Source organism: Pseudalkalibacillus sp. A8, assembly GCF_045920555.1.
Taxonomy (GTDB): domain Bacteria; phylum Bacillota; class Bacilli; order Bacillales; family Fictibacillaceae; genus Pseudalkalibacillus.
In genome coordinates this window covers 3,789,948-3,812,421 of sequence record NZ_CP174509.1, presented here as the reverse complement: position 1 = coordinate 3,812,421, position 22,474 = coordinate 3,789,948, and the positions used below count along the sequence as shown (strand labels likewise).

Here is a 22,474-nt window from a genome sequence, read left to right as displayed (position 1 = left end):
AAATTTTAATAATAATAAAACGGTCAATTGATCATTTAGTTATTTGCTAGTTTTCGGATTACATAAAGAAGGACGTTGGCTCCTTTTTCGATGTCATCATCTAACGTAAGTTCATCTTCGTTATGGCTGATGCCGTTGATACTTGGCAGAAAAATCATACCGCTCCCAGCCATCTTGTTCATATATTTTGCATCATGGCCAGGACCACTGAAAAGCTTTATTGAAGAATAGCCCCATTTGTCAGCTGCTTCCTTGATAGCATCCGTCACTACAGGTGAAAATCTGACAGCATCAGAGTGCCAATCTGTCGTGATCGTTACCTCCATGTCATTCATCAACGCAATGGTACTCAACTGTTCTTTCAATCTTTCAATAGCATATGAACGGATCTCATCATCCTTATGTCGAATATCAATCATGAACTCCACTTCACCTGGAATCACATTCGCCACATTCGGTTTGACATTCACTTTACCTACCGTTGTTTTCAAGCCATCAATCTTTTTCGTGATTTCGTTCACCTTTGAAATCATCTTCGCAGATGGAACGAGGGCATCTTTCCGATTTTCCATCGGTGTAGGACCGGCATGGTTTGTCTCGCCTGTTACCTTAACGCTGAACCAGCTCATACCTTGGATGCCTTCGACAATCCCAATTGATTTATTTTCATTTACTAAAATAGGTCCTTGTTCGATATGGAGTTCAATGAAACTTCTGACATTCTTTAATCGATTTCTTCTATCTCCTAAATATCCGATTTCTCTTAAAGCTTCTTGGAAGGATATTTCATTATCGTCCCTCGTGCTGTAGATGAAGTCTTTTGTAAATTCCTCAGCAACCCCCCCGGAACCAAGCATCGGTGGAGCAAAACGAGCTCCTTCTTCATTCGTAAAATTAATGATTTCGATCGGGTAGTCGGTTTCTATATTATTTTCATTTAATACCCGGATCACTTCTAATGCTGTAAGAACGCCTAGAATACCATCATAGCGTCCGCCACATGGTTGAGTATCTAAGTGAGATCCAACAGCAACGGCAGGGCCATCGATTATCCTACCTTTCCTCCTTCCATATATGTTTCCAAAATCATCAAACCTGACATCCAGCCCTTCTTCATACAGCCATTGAACAAATACATCTCTCATCATTTTGTCTTCTTGCGTCAGGGCTAGACGATTTAGACCTCCTTTTTCAGAAGAGCCAATAGAAGAGCTCACTTTAATCGTTTCAAGTAGACGCTTTTTATTTACTCCTAGTAGTAATGATTTCATATGTCTCCTCCTCGTAATTTTATAAATGCAAGTTCCATGCCAAAAAATAAATTCTGTAAATTTACTAAAAAAGTAGCCTTTTATTCTGAAAATTGGTAATATATAATGAAAATTTGAATCGATTTCGAATCGATCTGATTCGATTTCGACTCAATTCGCGTTTGTATAATTGTTCTAGGGAGGTTCGACTCAATGAATAAAGGATTTTTTAAGGACAAGCATTTTAATACGATTTTTAACCATTTGAAGGATGGAATTTTTATAGCTGATAATAACGGGGTTGCCCTTTGGATCAATGATACAAGTACAAAACAATTGGGGGCACCTCGGTCCAAAATAATCGGTAAAAGCGTTACGGAGTTAGAAAATAATGGACTATTCACTCCATCAGTAACAAAGATCGTATTAGAAAAACGGGAGACGGTTACGAAGGTCCAGACATCAAAAGGACGGCAGTATCTGGCTACTGGACATTTAGTTGAAGTTCAAAAGGATGACACTGAATATGTATTGGTCCAGGTAAAGGACATTACAGAAACGGTTAGAGCCTCATTTAAACTTGAGAAGGCTGAATCACTGCTTAAGAAGTATTGGAATGAACTCCAGCAGTTGAAGATGAAGGAAACGGAAAAAGGCCATAGGCAGGCCGTAATCGGCAAGAGCAAGAAACATGAAGAAATGATGGATCTGATAAGCAGAGTTGCTACAGTAGATGCGACCATTTTGTTAAATGGTGAGACCGGTGTCGGAAAAAGTATGATTGCAGAGGAAATCCATAAAAACAGTGAAAGACCTGATAAGCCTTTTGTTCAGATAAACTGTGGTGCTATACCAGAAACGCTACTCGAATCGGAGCTGTTCGGCTATAAGAGAGGAGCATTCACGGGAGCGAACAACAGGGGAAAAATAGGATTGGTTGAAAGAGCGAATGGAGGCACACTTTTCTTAGATGAAGTCGGAGAATTGCCAATTTCCCTTCAACCGAAACTTCTCCAATTGGTACAAAACAAGTCATTTATCCCAATTGGTGCTACCGATTTAAAAAAGGTGGATATCCGGATCATAACGGCAACCAATCAAGACCTTCTACAGATGGTGAAGGAAAAACGATTTCGGGAGGATTTGTACTACAGACTCAATGTTGTTTCTATCCAAATCCCTGCTTTGAGAGAAAGAAAAGATGATATCCTTCCTCTGATATACCATTACTTTGATTTATATAAGGCCAAGTATAGAAATAATTCGACGTTGAGTAAGGAACTGCTTGACTACCTTCAAAACTATAGCTGGCCGGGTAATATCCGTGAGTTAGAAAACATGGTTGAACGTTTGATTGTTACGACGAAAGCAAATGTTATTGAGAAGTCAGATCTTCCAGATAAAGTATTGCAGGAAATACAACAGATAGAGGCTTCATTTTCCAGTTTAAATGATCAAAGCCTTCCAGAATATTTAGGGCAAATCGAAAAAAAAATGATTACTGAAGCGAAAAATAACCATCCATCAACAAGAAAAGCAGCTGAATCGTTAGGATTAACCCAATCGTCATTCATGAGAAGGTTGAAAAAATACAATCTCTAATATAGTACGATGCGGATGCAGAACTTAACACTTAGCTGAATCGATTTCGGTTCAAACAATAAAACAGAAATGATGTTTTTTAAATAAATTTGGTATTACTATTCTTTTAAATGAGAATCAGAACGATGGTAAAGCCCGAAAACCCCTAAGAAAATCAAATTTTGATTTCAGAAAAATAAAAGATGGCATGAAAGTTGCATTACTAGTTAGCAACTACACATTAGGGAGGGATTTTTCATAAAAGAACTCTATTATATTGGAATCTTATCACTATGTTGTCGATATGAGTTTTTATGTGTTTGGGGGGATAAGAAATGGTTTTAACCATAAATAGTACACCGAGAAAAGACGGGTTCAGAATGCCTGGAGAATTTGAAAAACACAAAGGTACATGGATGCTTTGGCCGACGAGAACCGATACGTGGAGAGCTGGTGCTAAGCCAGCCCAAAGAGTTTATGTGGAGGTTGCTAAAGCGATATCAAAATTTGAGCCTGTGACCATGTGCGTGCGGGCGGAACAATTCGAAAATGCCCGTGCACTTTTGCCACATGATATACGAATTGTTGAAATTTCATCCAATGATGCTTGGATGCGTGATATTGGTCCAACCTTTGTTAAAAACGATAAAGGTGAGGTTCGAGGGATCGATTGGGGTTTCAACGCTTGGGGAGGAATAAAAGAAGGGTTGTATTTCCCTTGGGATCTCGATCTACTGGTCAAACAAAAGGTACTGGAAATCGAACGAATCAGCCGCTATGATGCTACTGACTTTATTACTGAAGGCGGGGCAATAACGGTAGACGGTGAAGGCACACTCATAACTACAGAGCAATGCCTATTGAATCCTAATCGAAATAACAACATAACAAAGGAAGAAGTTGAAGATAAACTCCTCCAATATTTAAATATCCAAAAGGTTATCTGGTTAAAGGATGGCTTGGTGGGTGATGAAACCGATGGTCATGTGGACGAGGTAGTGTTTTTCGTTCGACCGGGTGAGGTAGCATTGAGTTGGACAGATGACCCTGGCCATCCACAATATGCTGTGCTTCAGGATGCCTACCAACGATTGGAGAAAGTTACGGATGCCAAGGGGAGGAAGTTGAAGATCAATAAAATTCACTTACCCAATCAAATTACCTTGAGTGAAACAGAAAGTCTAGAAATTGATTACTCTTGTTACAGTTTTGAACGTTCGCCTGAGGTAACCTTCATTTCAACCTATATTAACTGTTACCTATGTAATGGGGCAGTCATTTTACCGACCTTCAATGACCCACAGGATGAATATGCAATTGAAGCTTTTAAGAACATGTTTCCAGACCGAGAAATTTTTCCTATCAACACACGGGAAATTTCAGTTGGCGGGGGAAATATACACTGTATCACTCAACAGCAGCCTCTTCCTTAACAATCAAAGCCTAGAGAGTTAAAGTAAGGAAAAAGGGGTGGCTCATTTGAAGTAGGAGAATTATTTGTATCAGGATCCAGCAAAGTTGATAAGAATCATTTTTACATCTGGTATCTACCATTCAACACCACTAGTAGTGTTATTTTTATAAAGGAAGACAAAATGAAATAAACATATTAAAAGATAATAAGACCGTTTTCAAATATTCATACCAGTTAAAGATGAGGGGGACTATGATATATCTAGCCGCATCTTACCTATGAAAGATTAGGAAAGAGGTAGTCGTTACCGTCCTCAACATTAGGAATATCCTGATGAACAACAGGAATAAGGAAGGGTGTACGTAAAAGGGCGTTTTTTAGACGGGACAGGTTATATTTATAGCTCCCTCACTGGAAGAAGCGATGAATATAGCAGAGAATGGTCCATATGTTCTCCAAGGGCTATAGGATAGGTCTAGATGTCCATGAATGGGAAATGGAAAGCCCCCTTTTATCATGAACAAACATAATAAAGGCAATAGCAAAACTCCGTGAAGAAAATCATGGAGTTTTTCATTGTTATAAAAAGCAAATTGTTTTATCTTCCTTGAAAGGGACATTCAATAATTCAGGAAATCGATCTGTCGTTTTGAGGCTTCCGTAGAATCTGGCAATAGGTTTTACAGCCCCAGGGACGGCACAGAACACATTCCTTAAGGCTGCCAAAACTGTTGGCAGCGATTACACAGGATATTGACGTTTGGATTATTAATAATAGTTCAATCTCTAATAAATATAAATATAATGTATGGTAACGTATAAATCATTTAGAATGAGGTGTAAAGGTGTATTTTTTTGAACCTATTTCTGATGAGGTTCGTTTATCTCAATTAATATTCAATAGACATAAAAAAACGATGAAGCTCATTTTAGGGTCTATATTTGCCTGTATGGCTGCTATTCTACAGGCTGCTGGTGGCTATTTACCAGGTATAGGATATTTTTTAAGTCCGCTTGCCACTGCACCTATTCTGTTATGTTCCATGTTTTCCATTCCATTTGGAGTAATGTCCTATTTTCTGACAATTATGTTGTTATTCATCCTACAGCCAACTGAACTAATTGTATTTCCTTTTACAACAGGATTGTTAGGACTTGGCATAGGGGCGTCTTTTTACTTTTTTAGGAAAAGATTAAGTATTATTGCTACTGGTACAATTCTTTTAATGTTAGGAATTATGAGTCTACTATTTATTTTTCACTTTCCAGTTTTAGGTCCAGCCGTCTCTGATTCCTTTTCATTTCTTACAACTGGAAGTATCTTTTTATTTGCTTTTCTTTATAGCTGGTTATGGGTTGAAATTGCTTTAATCATTTTTAAAAGATTAAAAATGATTATAATTAAGTGATCCTACAAATCACCCCGGTCTCAGGAACTACACCCATTTTTTTCAGGTGGTTTAAAGATTCCAAAGTAGGTGATGTACATTTCATTTTGTTTGCTAAATGTATCGAAATTCGTCAGGATAATTCTCAACAAGCCGACTAGCCCGGACATCAATCCAGTGATTCCCGCAAAATAAACGATATTGCTTATCAAACTTTAGCCTGAAAGGATTTCTTAATCCTCAGGCAAATAACAACCAAGGGAGCCTGATTGCTCCCTTGGTTGTTATTTAGGATTCAATTAAATCCATGTAAGAGATTTATCAAGATTAAGTAGAATTTTATAGTTATGATTCATGGAACTATTTCAAAAACAGTGCCTTGGTTAAAATCAGTCACTTTCAAAGAGCCATAACCCCCTAAATATAATCTGGTTTGGTCTAGATTCGTTCCCAGACTAACATAATAAGCAGATTGAGACCCGAAATCATAATCGGTTTCAATTACACTAAAATCACTTAGTTTACAATCTGGTCTTACCTTAGTATAAGCTAAAACCCCTTTAACCAGAGTTTGAGATTGTTCCTTCCGGGCAATATCGGTGAACACAATGCTTCCCGTTAAAGCGGGGATTCCTTTCCCCATATATGGTTGTACCCCTGTAAGTGCAGTTCCCCCAAACTTATCGGGTCGGGGATCTTTATGGAAATAACTAGTTAAAGGCTGAATCCGCCTCACTGAAGTTTTAATTGCTTCATCGTAATAAGCAATCGTTTTCTCATCCAAATTCGGATGTGTAGAGCAGCTTCTCATAATCGAAGTAGGAAAAGCACCTTCCCACCCTCGCCAACCAAAGTTAACAAATCCTTCTTGGTTAGGTTCAGATTTCATTAAAGAAGCTTGAATAAGCTGAGTAACCGGTATTGGTTTATATTGAACGAATGAAAAAATCGACTCTACCAAATCCTGTCCGACATTCCCCACATATTTAATATACTGATTAGAATACCTTTGAAATGAAATTCCTGGTATATTGCGAACCCCTTTGGCAATTACCGTAAGTGTTTCCTGAATAGGTGCGGGTAGTTCATTAAAACGTGTGACTACGGGTGGATTATAGATAGCTGTATTTTTAACTACATCAATTTCAATTATTTTACCCGCGATTTCCATCCCATCCTGGCTTAAATTAAATGGATCATAGCCTGATCCACCATCTCCGGTTGTTAATACAAGTTTTCCTGTTTCAGGTGAAAAGTTTAAGCTATTAACACCATTATGATTAAAAAATGGTCTTCTCAAGTTAAGTAATGTCCGTCGTTTTTGAGGTTGACCATTCGATTGTAAAATCCATTCTTCAACTGTATCAATATGATCATATTGAGTATCTCTATTTGTCCACCTTAGGTTTAAAGTTTTAGGATCACACGGGTTAGGATTAAAAAATTCAGGAAGACCTTGTCTTGCAGATTCTGAATTAGGAAGAGCACCTGGACCTTGTGTTCCAGCACCTGAATAATGAAGATAAAACAAACCGTTATAATAAAATTGGGGATGAAACGCTAGTCCTAGCAATCCCCGCTCATCATATCCACCACCAGGACCACCTAGTTTTAAGATTCGCGGTCGAATATCTAAAAAAGTCCTAATATCCCCGTTCCCTATGTAAAAGATTTCTCCTACCTGGGTTACAATGAATAATCTTTCGATTGAGTCACCCGGAAGTATAGTTGTTTTCAAAACAGTGGGTAAATTTATCCTATTTACAATGGGACGTAAACTAACCTTAACTTTTATCAACTCACTTTACACCCCTTCTAATTGTTTTCTTTTATAAGAATATGATTAGAACTGTTCTATAAGTACCAAATTAGGACTGTATGCAAGGGTGCTACGAAGTGGATTGCGCAGCAATCGACTTCTTTGCGTATGAACCGTCAGGGTAACCGCAATGACAGAGTAGTGAAAGGGCATGGTTTTAATATTTATAGCACCTTTATACGCTGGGGTAAGTCGCTGGATTTTGTACTTTCCGTAACTTCCCACTTGATGCTTTCACATCCTTCTACATTCGTTTTCACAAAAATTCCTTTCTTTTCAATCCAAGAAAGGAGCTGTTTCAAGATGGAAACATTTTATGAAATTCAATGGATTAAACAGGTGATATTGGAGTAGAGGGAGAAGAACCGTGATGAGTTATTTCTGAGTGAAAAGAGTATTATAGAATTTGACGAAAAATTCATTTACTTGTTACGTTAGGTGCAATTATAATAGGTGTTGCTGTTATGGATACTAAAGACAGGAAGAAATAGAGTAGGTGGAACATGGAATTAAATCAAAATCGACAACTGATAACAAATTGGTTGACTTTATCTACTATACAAATGAATATTTCAAATGAGTTAGAAAGCGTACTCCAACAGCATCATCAATTGGCATTAAATGAATTTTACGTCCTGTTATATTTATCCCAAGCTCCTGAAAAGAAATTAAAATTACAGCAGCTACAGAATATGGTCGGTTTAAGTCAAAGTGCGATGTCGAGACTTGTTAGCCGGTTTGAAGCAAAGGGCTGTGGAACCTTAAGAAGACACATTTGCGGAGACGACCGTAGAGCGATTTATACTTCCTTAACAGCGGAAGGAGAAGAAAAGTTGAATAAGGCGTTCGTTACGTTTAATGAGACTCTTAAAAAGGCATTTTCTAATGAACTGATTCAAGAAGAGCTAGAACGTTTAATTCATCAAATAAATGAATGATGGGACAAGTTAAGTCACTGGCAACCATCTTTTTATTGAGTTCTTTAGCTTGACGGTGTTTTTTTTAATATGCTAATTTGTATGCATGTGCATGCATTTATACAGAGGGGCGAGAACATCTTGAATAACTTTACAGGAAAGAAACGATTACAGCTAGCATTACTATTAGGGTCACTTGGGCTTTTAGGTCCGTTTACCATCGATATGTATTTGCCTTCATTCCCTACGATTGTAGAGGATTATCAGACCAATGCTTCTTTGGTACAAATTAGTTTGACGACATGTCTAATAGGACTAGGATTGGGCCAATTGATTATTGGTCCAATGAGTGATGTTCAAGGTCGTCGTAAACCATTGCTAACTTTTCTTATCATGTATTTAGTAGCTTCCGTTATTTGTGCGATTTCACCATCCATTTATATCTTTATTATTGCTCGTCTAATGCAAGGGTTTGCTGCAGCAGGTGGACTTGTTATTTCGAGAGCGATTGTTCGTGATGTGTATAGTGGAAAGGAACTGACGAAGTTTTTTTCTTTATTAATGCTGGTTGGGAATCTTGGACCTATTGTTGCACCAATTGTTGGTGGTGGTGTCCTTGCTTTTACTGGTTGGAATGGTGTTTTTATTGTGTTAGCCGTAGTGGGCTTGATACTATTTCTGACCGTTTCATCAAAGCTTGAAGAAACATTACCGGAGGAAAATCGAGTACCAAGTAACCTCATTCAAGTATTGAAGAATTTTAGGTCTTTATTCAGAAATCGTGAGTTTTTAGGGTATGCACTGACACAAGGTTTTATCATTGCAGGCATCTTTGCCTACGTATCAGGTATCCCTTTTGTTTATCAAAATATTTATGGTGTGTCACCTCAAATATTCAGTCTACTATTTGGAGTAAATGGGATTGCTTTAATTATTGGAACCCAGTCGGTTGGGCGCTTAACAGATGTCATTTCAGAGAGAACCTTCTTGAAGATCGGTTTATTTCTTTCTACCACAGCAGGTAGTGTCTTACTAACGGCTCTTCTGTTAAAAGCACCACTATTAGTGGTTGCCATTCCAATCTTCTTTTTAGTAGCTTCCATTGGTATTATTGCGACAACTTCATTTGCATTAGCAATTGAAACACAAGGACATATTGCTGGAAGTGCTTCTGCATTATTAGGGCTATTACCATTTTTACTTGGCTCAGTAACTGCTCCACTTGTAGGGGCAGCAGGAGAATTTACAGCGATTCCAATGGGTGTTGTCATTTTATCGACAAGTTTATTAGCTCTGCTTTCTTATTTTGGATTAGTTAAAAGAGCGTCATTACGTGTACAAACGGTAACGTGTACAAACAGTAAAATGTAATCAATCTAACGGGATCGTTTTAATTACGATCTTCCATTATAGGGGTCCCTTCATAAGAGGTCGTTTTTTAAATAGGCGCGTCATAGTAAAATGCTTCCTAAAATTAGGAGCATTTTTTCTTTGATCTATGATAGGGAGCTATCATCCGTTCTCCAGAAGACGCTGCAATTAGGAGAATTTTTTCTTTGATCTATGATAGGGAGCTATCATCCGTTCTCCAGAAGACGCTGCAATTAGGAGAATTATAAAATATGGTTGTTAAAACATGTATCAAAAAGTAGGAGGAGTCATTATCCACATTGCTTTTAATGTATTTTTTTCAATTTTTTACATCCGTGTAATTGTCGGCTACAAAATGTAATTGAATCCCCGTCATAAGCTTCAAGAAAGACGATGGAATATATACGAGATATAACATTAAATGCGCAAATATAATAGAAAGTAAGTAAATAATCTTATTGTTTAGAGGTAGAAAACCAGTTTTTGTTTTTCTACCTCTTTTTTGTACAAAGAGTTAAGGCTAGTACTAAAATAGTCGAAAATTTTCTTTTTTTTGATATTTACAAAAACTATAAAACGGATTATACTGTGATTAAGAAATCGAGATCATTAAAATATCAAGATTTTAAAACGCTTTCAAAGATATCCCTACAACTGTAGATGAGATGGTATCTCTTGTAGAACAATATAAGACAGATGGTGAGTTTAAAAATAATGGTGCAGCACAATCTTTACTAGCACAATTGGATACAGTAAACCATTTCGAACAAAGTGGAGAAATGGAAAAAACCAAGCATCACATGTATAACTTCAGACAGTTGCTTGAAAATCATAAAGAGCAAAATCTTATTTCAGACAAGGCATTTGGAATTCTCGATGCTAACGCTAAGTACTTACTTGGAAAGTGGAACTAGATTACGTGTAAAGAGGGCTGAATCAAAGGTTCGTAATTATTGCGATTTTTGAACAGTTTTCTTTTTTAAAATGTGGCAAGCAAGGTATCTCCACAAAAAGAATCGTTGTCTATTATCATCCTGGTATTAAATTGGAGGCATAATATAATATAGGAAAAGGACATTCTCTTTTTGGCGAACATTGAGGTTAAAGTGGTTGGCATCCTGGTGAGGAAACAACTAAGGAACTTGGGGATTATGGAGTGAAAGTGTTTCTTGCATCTAGACTGGAGGAGCGCTTTAAGCTTAATTTAGAAGAGTGTTACTAATTTAATCAATATAAACATTCCGAAGACTTTATTGTTAACCCTCTTATGCATACTACACCGAGGAGAGATTTTCTAAAGTCCTAGAAGATCCATATATGACTTCAAAGTTAATTGCAGATGCGAATCATAGTTTACAATATGACGATGATGCTGTTAAATCTATTGATGTTTTGAAAAGTGTGATAAGCGACATTGAACAATTTTAGTTATGAAAGTGTTATTCAAGAAAAGGGGGCTTTAATACAATAAGGCCTTAGTCCATAAATGAGTAAAGAGCTCGAAACCGAGCTCTTTTTCTTGTGAAGTCATAGCTTTTAACAGGAACACAGATTAATCGATGAAGGTAATTAGGAACTCTTAAAGAATTATATAAAGGGTAAATCAATTACCTTAACCTAGTATCAGATATTAGAAAGGTGTGACGCTTATGGGTATTAATAATTTTATCTGTCGCTTCTTTTCGCATTGTGAAAAACAATTAAAAGGATGGGATCACACCTATGATTACAGGATTAAAAGTAGAACTGCGACCTGTTTCACTAGAAGACTTTAAAAGAACTTACGATTGGCGTAACGATGAAGAAACAGCAAAGCTGGAAGCTGGTGCTGGTTTCTTTCGCCATAGTCTTGTTCCTATGGAAAAAATCGAAGATGACTATGATAAAGCAATAAAAAAACTTGACAAACGTGAGGTTGGAGAATTTTCTATTTATACCCTTGGCGAAAATCCTATGCATATTGGTTTAATTGGTTATCGTGAACTGAGCAGTGTCTCAAGGCGATGTACGGTTGGGATTGGAATTGGAGTTAAAGAATACTGGGGTAAAGGTTTTGGCACGGATGCCATGAAGACACTTTTACACTATTTGTTTAAGACAATGAATATAAATCGTGTCCAACTCGATACATGGAGCGGAAATTTACAAGCTATTCGTTCATATGAAAAATGTGGTTTTGTGATAGAAGGGTGCTTGCGAAATGATGCTTATATAGATGGAAAATATTATGACACCATCGTGATGGGAGTATTAAAAGAAGAATTTCAATACTAATTATTCCAGGGCACCTGATAGAGGTGCCCTGGTAAGCAGGATTAAAGTTCACTATAGAATACCACAAAATAGCAAAATATAATTAAAATTGGCGTACACCTAAATAAATTAGGGTACGCCTTTATTTTTTTAGACAATAGCAACAATCTTTTGAAAACAGCCTTTAAAAATAGAGCATTGAAGATAGGTCAACGTCTTAATTAGAAAATACTTATACACTATGAAGCAACAGTTATTTATTTAAACTCAACCTTTGTCATCAGAACACTGGAATTTGGATGAGGATTGAATCCTTTGATGTTCTTTTTTCCTGCTACGACTGGTGTTGAATGAACAAGAGGGATCCAAGGTGCATCTTCATGAAAGGTTTCTAATGCCTTGTGATAAAGTTCGTTTCTTTTTTCTGGATCTACAGTTGTTTTCGCCTCCGTAAGTAACTGATGGAACTCTTCACTTTCATAGCGGGCAGAGTTACTGCTTCCAACGTTAGTTTTGTCTAATAGTGTGTATAATAGATTATCTGCATCACCATTTTGAACAGTCCAACCTAACAAGAATGAATCAGCTTCTCCACCGATAACTTTTTCAATATAAGTTGCCCATTCATATGATTTGATCGACGCGTTTACGCCAATTTTCTTAAATGTTGATTGTATAGCTTCAGCTACTTTCTGAGCATTAGGCATATAAGGGCGAGATACTGGCATAGCCCATATTTCCATATCAAAGCCATCAGGATATCCGGCTTTTTCGAGTAAGCTTTTAGCTTTTTCTAAATCAAACGAATAGGCCTCGATTTCTTCATTATATCCCTGAATAGTAGGAGGAATTGGGTTTTTTGCAGGTTTTGCTTGTCCCTCATAAAAGGCATCGATGATAGCTTGCTTATCAACTGCATGATTTAAAGCTTTTCTAACATCCTTGTTCTTCAATGGACCTCTTGTAACGTTTAAACCCAGGTACCCAATATTCATTGAGGGCCTTGTGAAAGTTTTTAAATCTGAGCTTTTCTCAATGCCTGAAACATCACTTGGGGATACACCGTCCATCATGTCGATTTCACCAGCCTTTAATGCATTAAGACGAGCAGAACCCTCAGGAATCGCTTTGAAAATAACCGTTTTTAATTTTGGATAACCATCCATCCAATAGTCATCGTTTTTCTTCAACACAATCTTGTCATTCCTTTGCCATTTTTCAAAAATGAAAGGCCCTGTTCCCACCGGGTTTTCATTAAATTTTTCCCCGTATTTTTCCAAAGCTTTAGGACTAGCAATGGCAAAAGAAGTCATAGTCAAATTTTTTAGGAATGGTGCCTGGGGACGGTTCAAGGTAAATTGGACGGTATTTTCATCGATTGCTTTCACTTCTTTGATGATGTGGCTTTCATCTCCTTTATAACCACCGAACATTGCCCTATACATCGCAAATTTGCCTTTCTCACTTTCCTCAGGATCCATCCACCTCTTAAAGTTGTAAACCACAGCATCAGCATTGAAAGAAGATCCGTCGTGGAATTTAACACCCTCTTGAAGTGTAAATGTATATGTTAAACCATCATTAGAAATTTTCCAATCAGTAGCGAGAGAGGGATGAATCTTTGTGTCCATATCTCCGAATTTAACAAGTGTGTCATAAATATTTTCAGTGACTTTAAACGATTCTCCGTCTGTTACTGTTGCAGGATCAAGAGAAACAGAATCTCCACCCCGTCCGTAAACTAATGAATCCTGTGGTGTAGTTGAAGCACCGCTTGTAGTGTTGTCAGATGAGCATGCAACCAAACCAATCAACAATATAGAGGATAAGAAAAGAGATAGTTTATTCAACAGGAGCACCTCCCAAATTTTGCATAGGCTGTACTTCCAATGTGTCTTTTTTATCTATTAGCTCATGGGAAATTAGTGATAAGAACACCTGTCCAATAGTAATAATCGATCGTTCGTCCACATTAAAGTGAGGATGGTGATGGGGAAAAACTGCATCGATTTCAGGATTTCCTCCTCCCACAAAGAAGAAGGTGCCAGGTGCTTTTCTTAAGTAGTAAGAGAAATCTTCAGCGCACATAATCGGTTCTTTATCAAAAACTTTGGCCTTACCTAAAAAATCAGTGGTTAAAGACTTGAGTTTTTTTGTCTCATTAGGATGATTATAAAGGGCAGCGTGACCTCGATTATATTTAACTTCTGTATTTGCTCCAAAGACGTGACAGGTCGACCCGGAGATGTGCCGTATAAGTTTTTCTGCTTCATTCCGAACATCCTCATCAAACGAACGTACTGTTCCACCGATGTATGCTGTATCTGGAATAACATTAAGTGCTTCCCCACTCTTTATAGAACCGATTGTAACCACGATAGACTTAAGTGGATCTGTCTTTCTGCTGGCAATTTGCTGGAGGTTAAGCACAAGTTGACTCGCAATAACAACTGGGTCAACAGTCTCATGCGGCATGGCCCCGTGTCCACCATTTCCGGTAATGGTTATTTCAAATGTATCTGCGGCTGCCATCGTAAATCCTTCGTGGAAGGATACTTGACCAATGGAATCATTAGACCAGACATGAGCTCCATAAATTTCATCTACACCATCCAGACAGCCATCTCGAATCATTAATTCTGCACCACCAGGGGCTACTTCTTCTGCAAATTGGTGAATAAATACAACTGTACCTATAATGTTTTCTTTTACCCGACTTAACACATGGGCTACTCCAAGTAATGCAGTAGTATGTATATCGTGTCCACAGGCATGCATAACACCAGGCACTTTGGATTTATATGGTACATCTTTTTCATCTTGGATGGGTAATGCATCAAAGTCAGCACGTAAAGCGATTGTTTTTCCGGGCTTTCCTCCTTGTAAATACCCAACAACGCCGTTTCCTCCGACACCTGTTTTCACTTTAATTCCGAGTGATATTAAATACTCTGAAATTTTCTTAGGTGTTTCCACCTCATTATTTGAGACTTCAGGATACATATGTAAGTCACGCCTAATCTCTACTAGTTGAGGATAAAGCTCATGCAGTTTGTCAAACAGTTGTTTAATTATAACCACTCTCCTTTATCGAAATTTTCAATAAATTATAATAGTTTGTATTCTACATGTGTAGTTAGAATATTTCAAATTATAGGAAATGAAATCCCTTATCATTTCCTATTTATTTTACCTACAAAGTGTTAAAACACTTTATAAGAACGGTAAATTTAAATCATATGAATTAAATTTTGAGGGTTAAGTGAAGATAAGAAGCTATTGAGTTTTTATTTCCAATTTTATCCTTGGAATATAAGTGAGGTGATGGATTTGCTTACAATCGAAGAATATGTTGCTAAAAGAAAAAAAGAGGATAAAATAGATGAACTTAATGTAGATGAACAAAATGAAAATATGAGATTGTGCGTTAATTATGTATTTGAATATTTTAACCACTACTTAAATATTACCGAAGCTGAAGAAAAAACAGCCTTAAAAGATGAAAAGCTGGACGTACAGAAAACAACTTAGGGATTATGATCCTGAGATTATAAGTTGGTTGACTGGTATTTATTCAGAGTACGGCAAACAAATAAACAAAAGCTTAGGAAATATTTTAAAATCGGATGAATTTTTCTTTTTATATAATTCTGATAAAGAGTTTCGATCATTGTCATATAACTTCTATTCAAATTTAATAAAGAAACTACCTTTTATAAAAGACCACACTGAAATGTTATTTTTATTTATAAAGGATTATCACCGGGTAATGAGTCAAGAAAAACGAGTTGAAAAGGATGCTTTTTTGTTTCTAATGAAATACATGAATGGATTCAACAAACATGGGAAAAGCATCCTTTATATGACTACGATATAAAACAAAAAAATAACTTGTTTAATTTAGATTCCCTATATAGAAAAATGCCTAAGAAGACATTTACTAGGGGGAGAATACAGGAGTTCGAAATTTTGATGAGGTACTATTGGATACATGATCTAGAAGGTGATGAAAACTACTGGGAGCAATATTTAGAGAAAACATTACCTTTTCTTGACTCGAAATAATAACATAAAAAATTAATATACGACGTATTTATTACAACCCACCATGAAATAATGATGATGCAATAGAATAGGATTCTCAAGGGTGGTCGGCACACTCCCAGCAGAAAGGGGGTGGTGCTCCATGACAGTATTTGAAGCATTGATGTTCGCATGTGCTTTTGCAACATTAATCGTAGTTGTGCTGTCGTTTAACCATAAAAAATAATCCACCCTTGAGTTAGAGGCTCTGGTGGATTATTCTACCCTTAGCCGATCCCCCTTGAAGGGAACCGTCTATTGCATGACCGTTGGTTTTACGGAACCGACGGTCTTTTTTAATATATGCTAACTATTTAGTTTTATTATAACCGATATATCTAAACGAAAACAACTTTCACCTCGTAAGACCCTAAAAAGAGGAAAGCTTAACAAAGGATTTAAAAGAACTGGAGAGCTCCAGAAATAATAGGGATCAACAAATGTATGGAAAAAAGTTGCTTCAGGAAGCTGCTGAATTTTACTTTTCAAATGGACAGAAAGAGCTAACCTTTGAAGATAAAAAGTCCCTTATCCGGCATGTTGTTAAAGAAATAAGGGTATTTGAAGATCGTATTAAAATTTTTACGTTTTAATACCAGTTTTTAATGCTAATGTGATTAACCATGAAAATGTGGATTGTATGATAAGTGATTTGCTTTAAGAATAAATATAACGGCATGGAATCGGTTATAAAATCCTTCTTCATCTAAGGAAGGGTTTTTACCTAAACACCTAGAAGTTCTTAATATTGATAAGTTACGGAAAAAGTAAGACAACCGGGGATCAATCTGTTAAACGAGGTGAAACAGGTGGACATTGCTGTGCCTTTGAAACGAGAAGTATGGAGCCGGTTTATGCAGGAAGGTGTTCTCGATTCTGCCCGGATACGAAAGCGAATCTCCGAGTCATGGTATCTTTGCCAGCGAAAGGGCGTGAATCCGTATAACGGAAAAGGGGATCAGATTCTTTCAGGTCCTTCGCTTGACCGCAGGCTTAAGGATAATAAAACCCTTCTTGAGATTGCCCTTCCGTATGTAGAAAAGCTCCAAAAGTTGTTTGGAAATGCAAAGTCGATGGTGCTGCTGACAGACCGAAATGGATATGTTTTAAAGGCAACAGGGCATTCCGATACACTTGAACGTGCATTGACAATAAATTTTAAAGAAGGCGTTAAATGGACAGAAGACAAAGTAGGTACAAATGCAATCGGGACTGCACTTCGAATAGATGAGCCGATTACGATCCTCGGAACTGAGCATTATTCTGTCGCTTCCCAACCGTTTGTCTGTTCCGCAGCCCCGATCCATGATGATGAGGGGACGCTTGTAGGCGTGCTTGATGTCACAAGTCCAATCGATCAATCGATGCATGAACATGCACTCGCAGCAGTGGCTTCCACTGTTTATGCCATTGAACAGGAATGGCAGAGACGCGTGAGAGAAGATGAGATTGAATTGTTGAAGTATGCTTCAAGCGATGATGACTTTACATCCTCCGTCATCCTCGTAAATAACAAAGACGAGATCGTTTGGATGAGCAAAAACGTAAAACAGGCTTTTCCGTCTGGAGAACGGATTACGATGATGGAAGTGCTGGATTCTGGCTATACAGCAAAAACAAAAATGCCGATTTCTTCTTCGGATCATAATGGTGTGATCGGATGCCGCATGAAGATCGAACGAAAGGAGAAAGCAGCTACCTGTCCTCCGAGCAAAAATGCCGGGTTCCAGTTTGACGGTGTGATTGGAACCAGCAAATCATTCCAAAACGTGCTATGGAATGCCGAGAAGGTCGCAAAAACAGACGTGACCGTCCATATTCATGGCGAGACCGGGACAGGGAAAGAAAGCATCGCCCGGGCTATCCACGAAAACAGCGACCGGCAAGACGGCCCTTTTATTGCAATCAACTGCGGTGCGATTCCTGATGCGATAATGGAGAGCGAGCTTTTCGGCTATACAGCGGGCTCTTTTACAGGTGCCAGCAAAAACGGCTACAAAGGAAAGATTCAGCAGGCCGACGGCGGAACTTTGTTTTTAGATGAAATCGGAGAAATCCCTCACAGCATGCAAGTCGCACTTCTCCGTGTTTTCCAGGAAAAGCAGGTCACCCCGATCGGCGGAACAAAGCCGGTCAATGTCAATGTTAGAGTGATTACAGCGACACACCGCAATCTGCAGGAATTAATGAGCAAGAAACAGCTGCGTGAAGATCTCTTTTACCGAATCTTTGTGTTCCCAATTTATCTTCCGTCACTCAGGGAAAGAAAAGAAGACCTGCTTTCTTTCATCGACTTTTATCAGAAGAAGAGCAACTGGCAAGTAACGTTTCCTCATGAAATCACAACAAAACTTCAAAACTACCACTGGCCTGGTAATATCCGGGAGCTCTTTAACTTATTAGACCGCATGCGAATTTTATATGATGCCGAACTTCCTCCAGACAAATTAATGAAAAACCTGCTCATTCATTTACCAACAGACTGCACACTTGAAAAAGTTAAAAAACAAGATTTATCTTATCGTGAAAAAATTGAAAAAGAAAAAATGATGAAGATGCTCGAACAAACAGATGGGAATGTCTCACTCGCGGCCAAAAAGCTGAACATGCCGCGAAGCACCTTCTATCGCAAGCTAAAAAAGTTCCAGCTCAATTAGAATGAGAAAAAATGAGACAAAGTGGGACACTGTCTATAACTGTCTCATTCTATTGGACAAGTCATAAACGAAATCTTTTTAAAACGCTTATTTGTAAGCGTTTTCTTTTTTGGCATGAAACTTGCAATCAAAAATAGTGAAGAGGATCCACCTTTTCAAAAAATTATAAATGAGGAGGAATGGACAATGGCAGTTGTTAAATCAGAACAAAGTAAGTTGACACATGAAAAAGCGAAAAAGATGTTCCAAAAAATGTGTGAGATCCGCCATTTTGAGGACAAGGTACATGAGATCTTCAGTACTGGTGTGTTACCTGGATTTGTACATTTATATGCAGGGGAAGAAGCGGTAGCGGTAGGCGTATGCTCCCATCTTGATGATAAAGACAGCATTACGAGCACGCACAGAGGACATGGCCATTGTATCGCGAAAAGCTGTGACCTCGATGGCATGATGGCAGAGATTTACGGCAAAGCGACAGGCCTATGTAAAGGAAAAGGCGGTTCGATGCATATCGCCGATGTATCGAAAGGGATGCTCGGGGCAAATGGAATCGTTGGCGGAGGATTCCCGCTCGCGGCAGGTGCAGGGCTTACGGCGAAAGTGAAGAAAAATGGCGCGGTTGCGGTGTGCTTCTTTGGTGATGGAGCGAACAACCACGGTACGTTCCATGAAGGAATCAACCTGGCCGCTATCTGGAAGCTTCCGGTTATTTTTATCGCAGAAAACAACGGCTATGCCGAAGCAACACCATTCGAATATGCGTCCAGCTGTACATCGATTGCTGACCGTGCGGCAGGTTATAACATCCCGGGTGAAGTGGTCGACGGAAAAGATATACTTGCTGTCTATGAAGCTTCCGAGCGAGCGGTCGAACGTGCCCGCAACGGCGAAGGCCCGACATTGATCGAATGCAAGACGTATCGGAACTACGGACACTTTGAAGGTGATGCCCAGACATATAAAGGAGCGGAGAAAGAACAGCATCTCAGCGAGTTGGATGCGATTCTTAAGTTCCGTGAATACTTAACGACTGAAAATATTGTAAATGCAGAAGAGCTTGATGAAATCGATCAGAACGTAAAAGACGCAATCCAAAAGGCAGTTGAATTTGCGGGAAATAGCCCTGAACCGCAACCTGAAGAGTTACTGACTGACGTTTATGTGTCTTATAAAGAAGCTGGAGGTGATCAATAATGGCGAGAATCATTACCTTTGCAGATGCTGTTAACGAAGCGATTCGCCTTGCGATGAGAGAAGATGAAGATGTCATTTTGATGGGGGAAGATGTTGTGGGAGGTGCGGAGGTTGACCACCTTCAGGATGAAGAAGCCTGGGGAGGCGTAATGGGCGTTACAAAAGGGCTTGTTCAAGAGTTTGGAAGAGAACGGATTCTTGATACACCGATCGCAGAAGCGGGATATATCGGAGCGTCTGTTACTGCTGCAGCGACTGGATTAAGACCGATCGCTGAACTGATGTTCAACGATTTCATCGGAAGCTGTCTTGATGAGGTGATGAACCAGGGTGCTAAACTTCGTTACATGTTCGGTGGAAAAGCGAAAGTGCCGGTAACAATTCGTACAATGCACGGAGCAGGATTCAGAGCGGCTGCCCAGCACTCTCAGAGCTTATACGGCATGTTCACGGCGATTCCAGGAATCAAGGTCGCCGTTCCATCGACCCCTGCAGACTGTAAAGGACTGCTGCTTCATGCGATCTTCGATGACGATCCGGTAGTTTTCTTTGAGGACAAGACTCTTTATAACATGAAAGGCGAAGTGGAAGAGGGCATTTACAAGATTCCATTTGGAAAAGCAGATATCAAGCGGAAAGGGACTGACCTTACGATTGTGGCGATTGGCAAGCAGGTGCATACGGCACTGAAAGCAGCCGATCAACTTGCGAAAAAAGGAATCGATACAGAAGTGGTTGACCCCAGAACACTTTCACCGCTTGATGAAAATACAATCCTTTCTTCAGTTGAAAAAACTGGCCGGTTAGTGATCGTCGATGAAGCGAACCCTCGTTGCAGTGCCGCAACAGACATCTCAGCACTTGTTGCTGACAAAGGTTTCGACTTCCTGGATGCACCAATCAAGATGGTGACAGCGCCTCATACGCCGGTACCATTCGCCCCGGCATTAGAGGACCTGTACCTGCCGACACCTGAGAAAGTGCTTCAGGTTGTTGATGAACTGATTGGTGGAGAGCTGGTGGTTTAAAGAACCTAAAATAGCGTGTTGCCCCGGCAGCACGCTCATTTAAAAGGCTCCAACGTAGAAATAGGAGTTTCGGGACCGTTTATTCTGGTTTCGGAGCAGTTCATTGAAGATCAGAGAGGTCTATTAGACTTTAAGTAAAGAAAGTTGCATATCTCTAAACTCATTAATTTTACAGCAATAAAGGAGGACTCCCATTCATGTCAGTGCAAATCATCATGCCAAAGCTAGGAATGAGCATGGAAGAAGGAACGGTCGTCGAATGGCTCAAGCAAAAAGGCGATCCTGTAAAAAAGGGCGAAACGGTCGCCGTAATCAGCTCGGACAAAATCGAAAAAGACATCGAGGCACCTGGTGAAGGGTTTCTCATTGAAATCGCAGCAGAACAGGACGACGTTGTCGTAGTCGGAAAACCAATCGGCTATATAGGAGAACAGGATGAGAAGGTAACCCCCGGAGAAGCTGAACAGGTCCAATCTCAAAGCCAGGAAGAAGTTGCCGCAGCTGTGGAAGCACCTGTAAAAAAAGAGGAGCCGAAAACAAAACAGTCCCCTGATAATAAACGCCACAAACCGCGACTGTCCCCATCTGCAAGGAAACTGGCAAAAAATGAAGGCATCGAGGTGGATCGTTTAGTAGGGACAGGCCCGAATGGAAGAATAACACGAGCTGATGTAGAACGAGCGGTCAAAGAACAGCAAGAATCCAACAAACCAAAACCTGCCGTCCAGCAAGCAGCACCTCCACAGCCAGAGAAAAAGCCTGAACGAAAAGAAGGCAATCCTAAAAAAGTCAGCGGGATGCGCAAGGTCATTGCAGAAAGAATGTACAACAGTCTGCAACAGACAGCACAACTAACGATAACAATGAAAGCTGATGTAACAGAGCTGATGGAAATCCAGAAAAAAGCGAAGGAAGATTTGCAGGAAGAAGGAATCAAACTGACGATCACAGATTTCATCGCAAAAGCGACCGTCCTTGCCCTTCAAAAGCACCAACAAATGAACAGCACGTATGAGAACGATGAAATTACAACCTATGACAACGTTCACCTCGGAATCGCCGTCGCACTTGAGAACGGGCTCGTTGTACCGGTCATTCCAAACGCCGATACACTATCAATCGGTCAGATCTCTCAACAGATCCGAACCGTCAGCCAAAAAGCGAGAGAAGGGAACCTAGCACCAGAAGAAATGAAAGGTTCCACCTTTACGATTACTAGCCTTGGTGCTTACGGAGTTGATTTCTTCACGCCGGTTCTTAATCCTCCTGAAGCAGGGATACTGGGTGTCGGCCGGGCAGAAGCAACCCCTGTTTTTGTCGGAGAAAATGTTGAGAAGCGGTTCATCCTTCCACTTAGTTTGACGTTTGATCATCGAGTGCTTGACGGTGCTCCTGCCAGTGAGTTTTTAAGTAGGGTGAAGGGATATTTGGAAAATCCATTCAGAATGCTAGTTTAAAACACTACTAATTCAAATAAAAGAAGGGAGAAAGTCATGCCAAATCAAAGGGTGGAACT

The 22,474-nt window shown here is 39.2% G+C and carries 16 protein-coding genes; 12 read left to right on the top strand and 4 right to left on the bottom strand.

Annotated elements, in window-relative coordinates:
* Positions 1 to 35: 35 nt before the first annotated feature.
* Complete coding sequence (locus ACJROX_RS19705; RefSeq protein WP_408006900.1) at positions 36 to 1,271, bottom strand: M20 family metallo-hydrolase; 1,236 nt, start codon at positions 1,269 to 1,271, stop codon at positions 36 to 38.
* Positions 1,272 to 1,463: 192 nt separating this feature from the next.
* Between ACJROX_RS19705 and ACJROX_RS19700 the strand changes: the two genes are divergently transcribed.
* The 3 genes from ACJROX_RS19700 to ACJROX_RS19690 all read left to right on the top strand — a co-directional run bounded on the left by ACJROX_RS19700 (position 1,464) and on the right by ACJROX_RS19690 (position 5,654).
* Positions 1,464 to 2,852: a sigma-54 interaction domain-containing protein gene (locus tag ACJROX_RS19700; protein ID WP_408006899.1), complete on the top strand. Its 1,389-nt coding sequence runs from the start codon at positions 1,464 to 1,466 to the stop codon at positions 2,850 to 2,852.
* A 314-nt stretch (positions 2,853 to 3,166) separates the two neighbouring features.
* Positions 3,167 to 4,264: an agmatine deiminase gene (aguA, locus tag ACJROX_RS19695; protein ID WP_408006898.1), complete on the top strand. Its 1,098-nt coding sequence runs from the start codon at positions 3,167 to 3,169 to the stop codon at positions 4,262 to 4,264.
* An 826-nt stretch (positions 4,265 to 5,090) separates the two neighbouring features.
* Complete coding sequence (locus ACJROX_RS19690; RefSeq protein WP_408006897.1) at positions 5,091 to 5,654, top strand: hypothetical protein; 564 nt, start codon at positions 5,091 to 5,093, stop codon at positions 5,652 to 5,654.
* A gap of 331 nt (positions 5,655 to 5,985) precedes the next feature.
* Here ACJROX_RS19690 and ACJROX_RS19685 read toward each other — a convergent pair whose 3' ends face one another.
* A complete protein-coding gene (locus tag ACJROX_RS19685) occupies positions 5,986 to 7,431 on the bottom strand; it encodes a PQQ-dependent sugar dehydrogenase (RefSeq protein ID WP_408006896.1) in 1,446 nt (481 codons plus the stop codon).
* A gap of 524 nt (positions 7,432 to 7,955) precedes the next feature.
* On the opposite strand from ACJROX_RS19685, the gene ACJROX_RS19680 reads away from it, so the two are divergent.
* From ACJROX_RS19680 to ACJROX_RS19665, 4 genes are all read left to right on the top strand, one after another.
* Positions 7,956 to 8,390, top strand: a complete 435-nt coding sequence (locus tag ACJROX_RS19680; RefSeq protein WP_408006895.1) for a MarR family winged helix-turn-helix transcriptional regulator — start codon at positions 7,956 to 7,958, stop codon at positions 8,388 to 8,390.
* A 120-nt stretch (positions 8,391 to 8,510) separates the two neighbouring features.
* Positions 8,511 to 9,740 (top strand): multidrug effflux MFS transporter, encoded by a 1,230-nt coding sequence (locus tag ACJROX_RS19675; RefSeq protein WP_408011712.1) that lies wholly within the window; start codon positions 8,511 to 8,513, stop codon positions 9,738 to 9,740.
* Positions 9,741 to 10,405: 665 nt separating this feature from the next.
* Positions 10,406 to 10,654: an FIMAH domain-containing protein gene (locus ACJROX_RS19670; RefSeq protein ID WP_408006894.1), complete on the top strand. Its 249-nt coding sequence runs from the start codon at positions 10,406 to 10,408 to the stop codon at positions 10,652 to 10,654.
* An 808-nt stretch (positions 10,655 to 11,462) separates the two neighbouring features.
* Positions 11,463 to 12,014: a GNAT family N-acetyltransferase gene (locus tag ACJROX_RS19665; RefSeq protein ID WP_408006893.1), complete on the top strand. Its 552-nt coding sequence runs from the start codon at positions 11,463 to 11,465 to the stop codon at positions 12,012 to 12,014.
* A gap of 236 nt (positions 12,015 to 12,250) precedes the next feature.
* Here ACJROX_RS19665 and ACJROX_RS19660 read toward each other — a convergent pair whose 3' ends face one another.
* Both ACJROX_RS19660 and ACJROX_RS19655 read right to left on the bottom strand, forming a co-directional pair.
* Positions 12,251 to 13,846, bottom strand: coding sequence for an ABC transporter substrate-binding protein (locus ACJROX_RS19660; RefSeq protein WP_408011711.1), 1,596 nt, complete (start codon positions 13,844 to 13,846; stop codon positions 12,251 to 12,253).
* Entirely contained in the window at positions 13,836 to 15,074 is a 1,239-nt protein-coding gene (locus ACJROX_RS19655; protein ID WP_408006892.1) for a M20 family metallopeptidase, read from the bottom strand. The genes ACJROX_RS19660 and ACJROX_RS19655 overlap by 11 nt, the downstream gene beginning before the upstream one ends.
* A 249-nt stretch (positions 15,075 to 15,323) precedes the next feature.
* Here ACJROX_RS19655 and ACJROX_RS19650 point away from each other — a divergent pair, with 249 nt between their 5' ends.
* The 5 genes from ACJROX_RS19650 to ACJROX_RS19630 all read left to right on the top strand — a co-directional run bounded on the left by ACJROX_RS19650 (position 15,324) and on the right by ACJROX_RS19630 (position 22,415).
* Positions 15,324 to 15,524, top strand: coding sequence for a hypothetical protein (locus ACJROX_RS19650; protein ID WP_408006891.1), 201 nt, complete (start codon positions 15,324 to 15,326; stop codon positions 15,522 to 15,524).
* 1,373 nt (positions 15,525 to 16,897) lie between these two features.
* Entirely contained in the window at positions 16,898 to 18,733 is a 1,836-nt protein-coding gene (locus tag ACJROX_RS19645; RefSeq protein ID WP_408006890.1) for a sigma-54-dependent Fis family transcriptional regulator, read from the top strand.
* A gap of 186 nt (positions 18,734 to 18,919) precedes the next feature.
* Positions 18,920 to 19,930, top strand: coding sequence for a thiamine pyrophosphate-dependent dehydrogenase E1 component subunit alpha (locus tag ACJROX_RS19640; protein WP_408006889.1), 1,011 nt, complete (start codon positions 18,920 to 18,922; stop codon positions 19,928 to 19,930).
* A complete protein-coding gene (locus ACJROX_RS19635; protein ID WP_408006888.1) occupies positions 19,930 to 20,958 on the top strand; it encodes an alpha-ketoacid dehydrogenase subunit beta in 1,029 nt (342 codons plus the stop codon). The genes ACJROX_RS19640 and ACJROX_RS19635 overlap by 1 nt, the downstream gene beginning before the upstream one ends.
* A gap of 197 nt (positions 20,959 to 21,155) precedes the next feature.
* Complete coding sequence (locus ACJROX_RS19630; RefSeq protein WP_408006887.1) at positions 21,156 to 22,415, top strand: dihydrolipoamide acetyltransferase family protein; 1,260 nt, start codon at positions 21,156 to 21,158, stop codon at positions 22,413 to 22,415.
* Positions 22,416 to 22,474 lie beyond the last annotated feature (59 nt).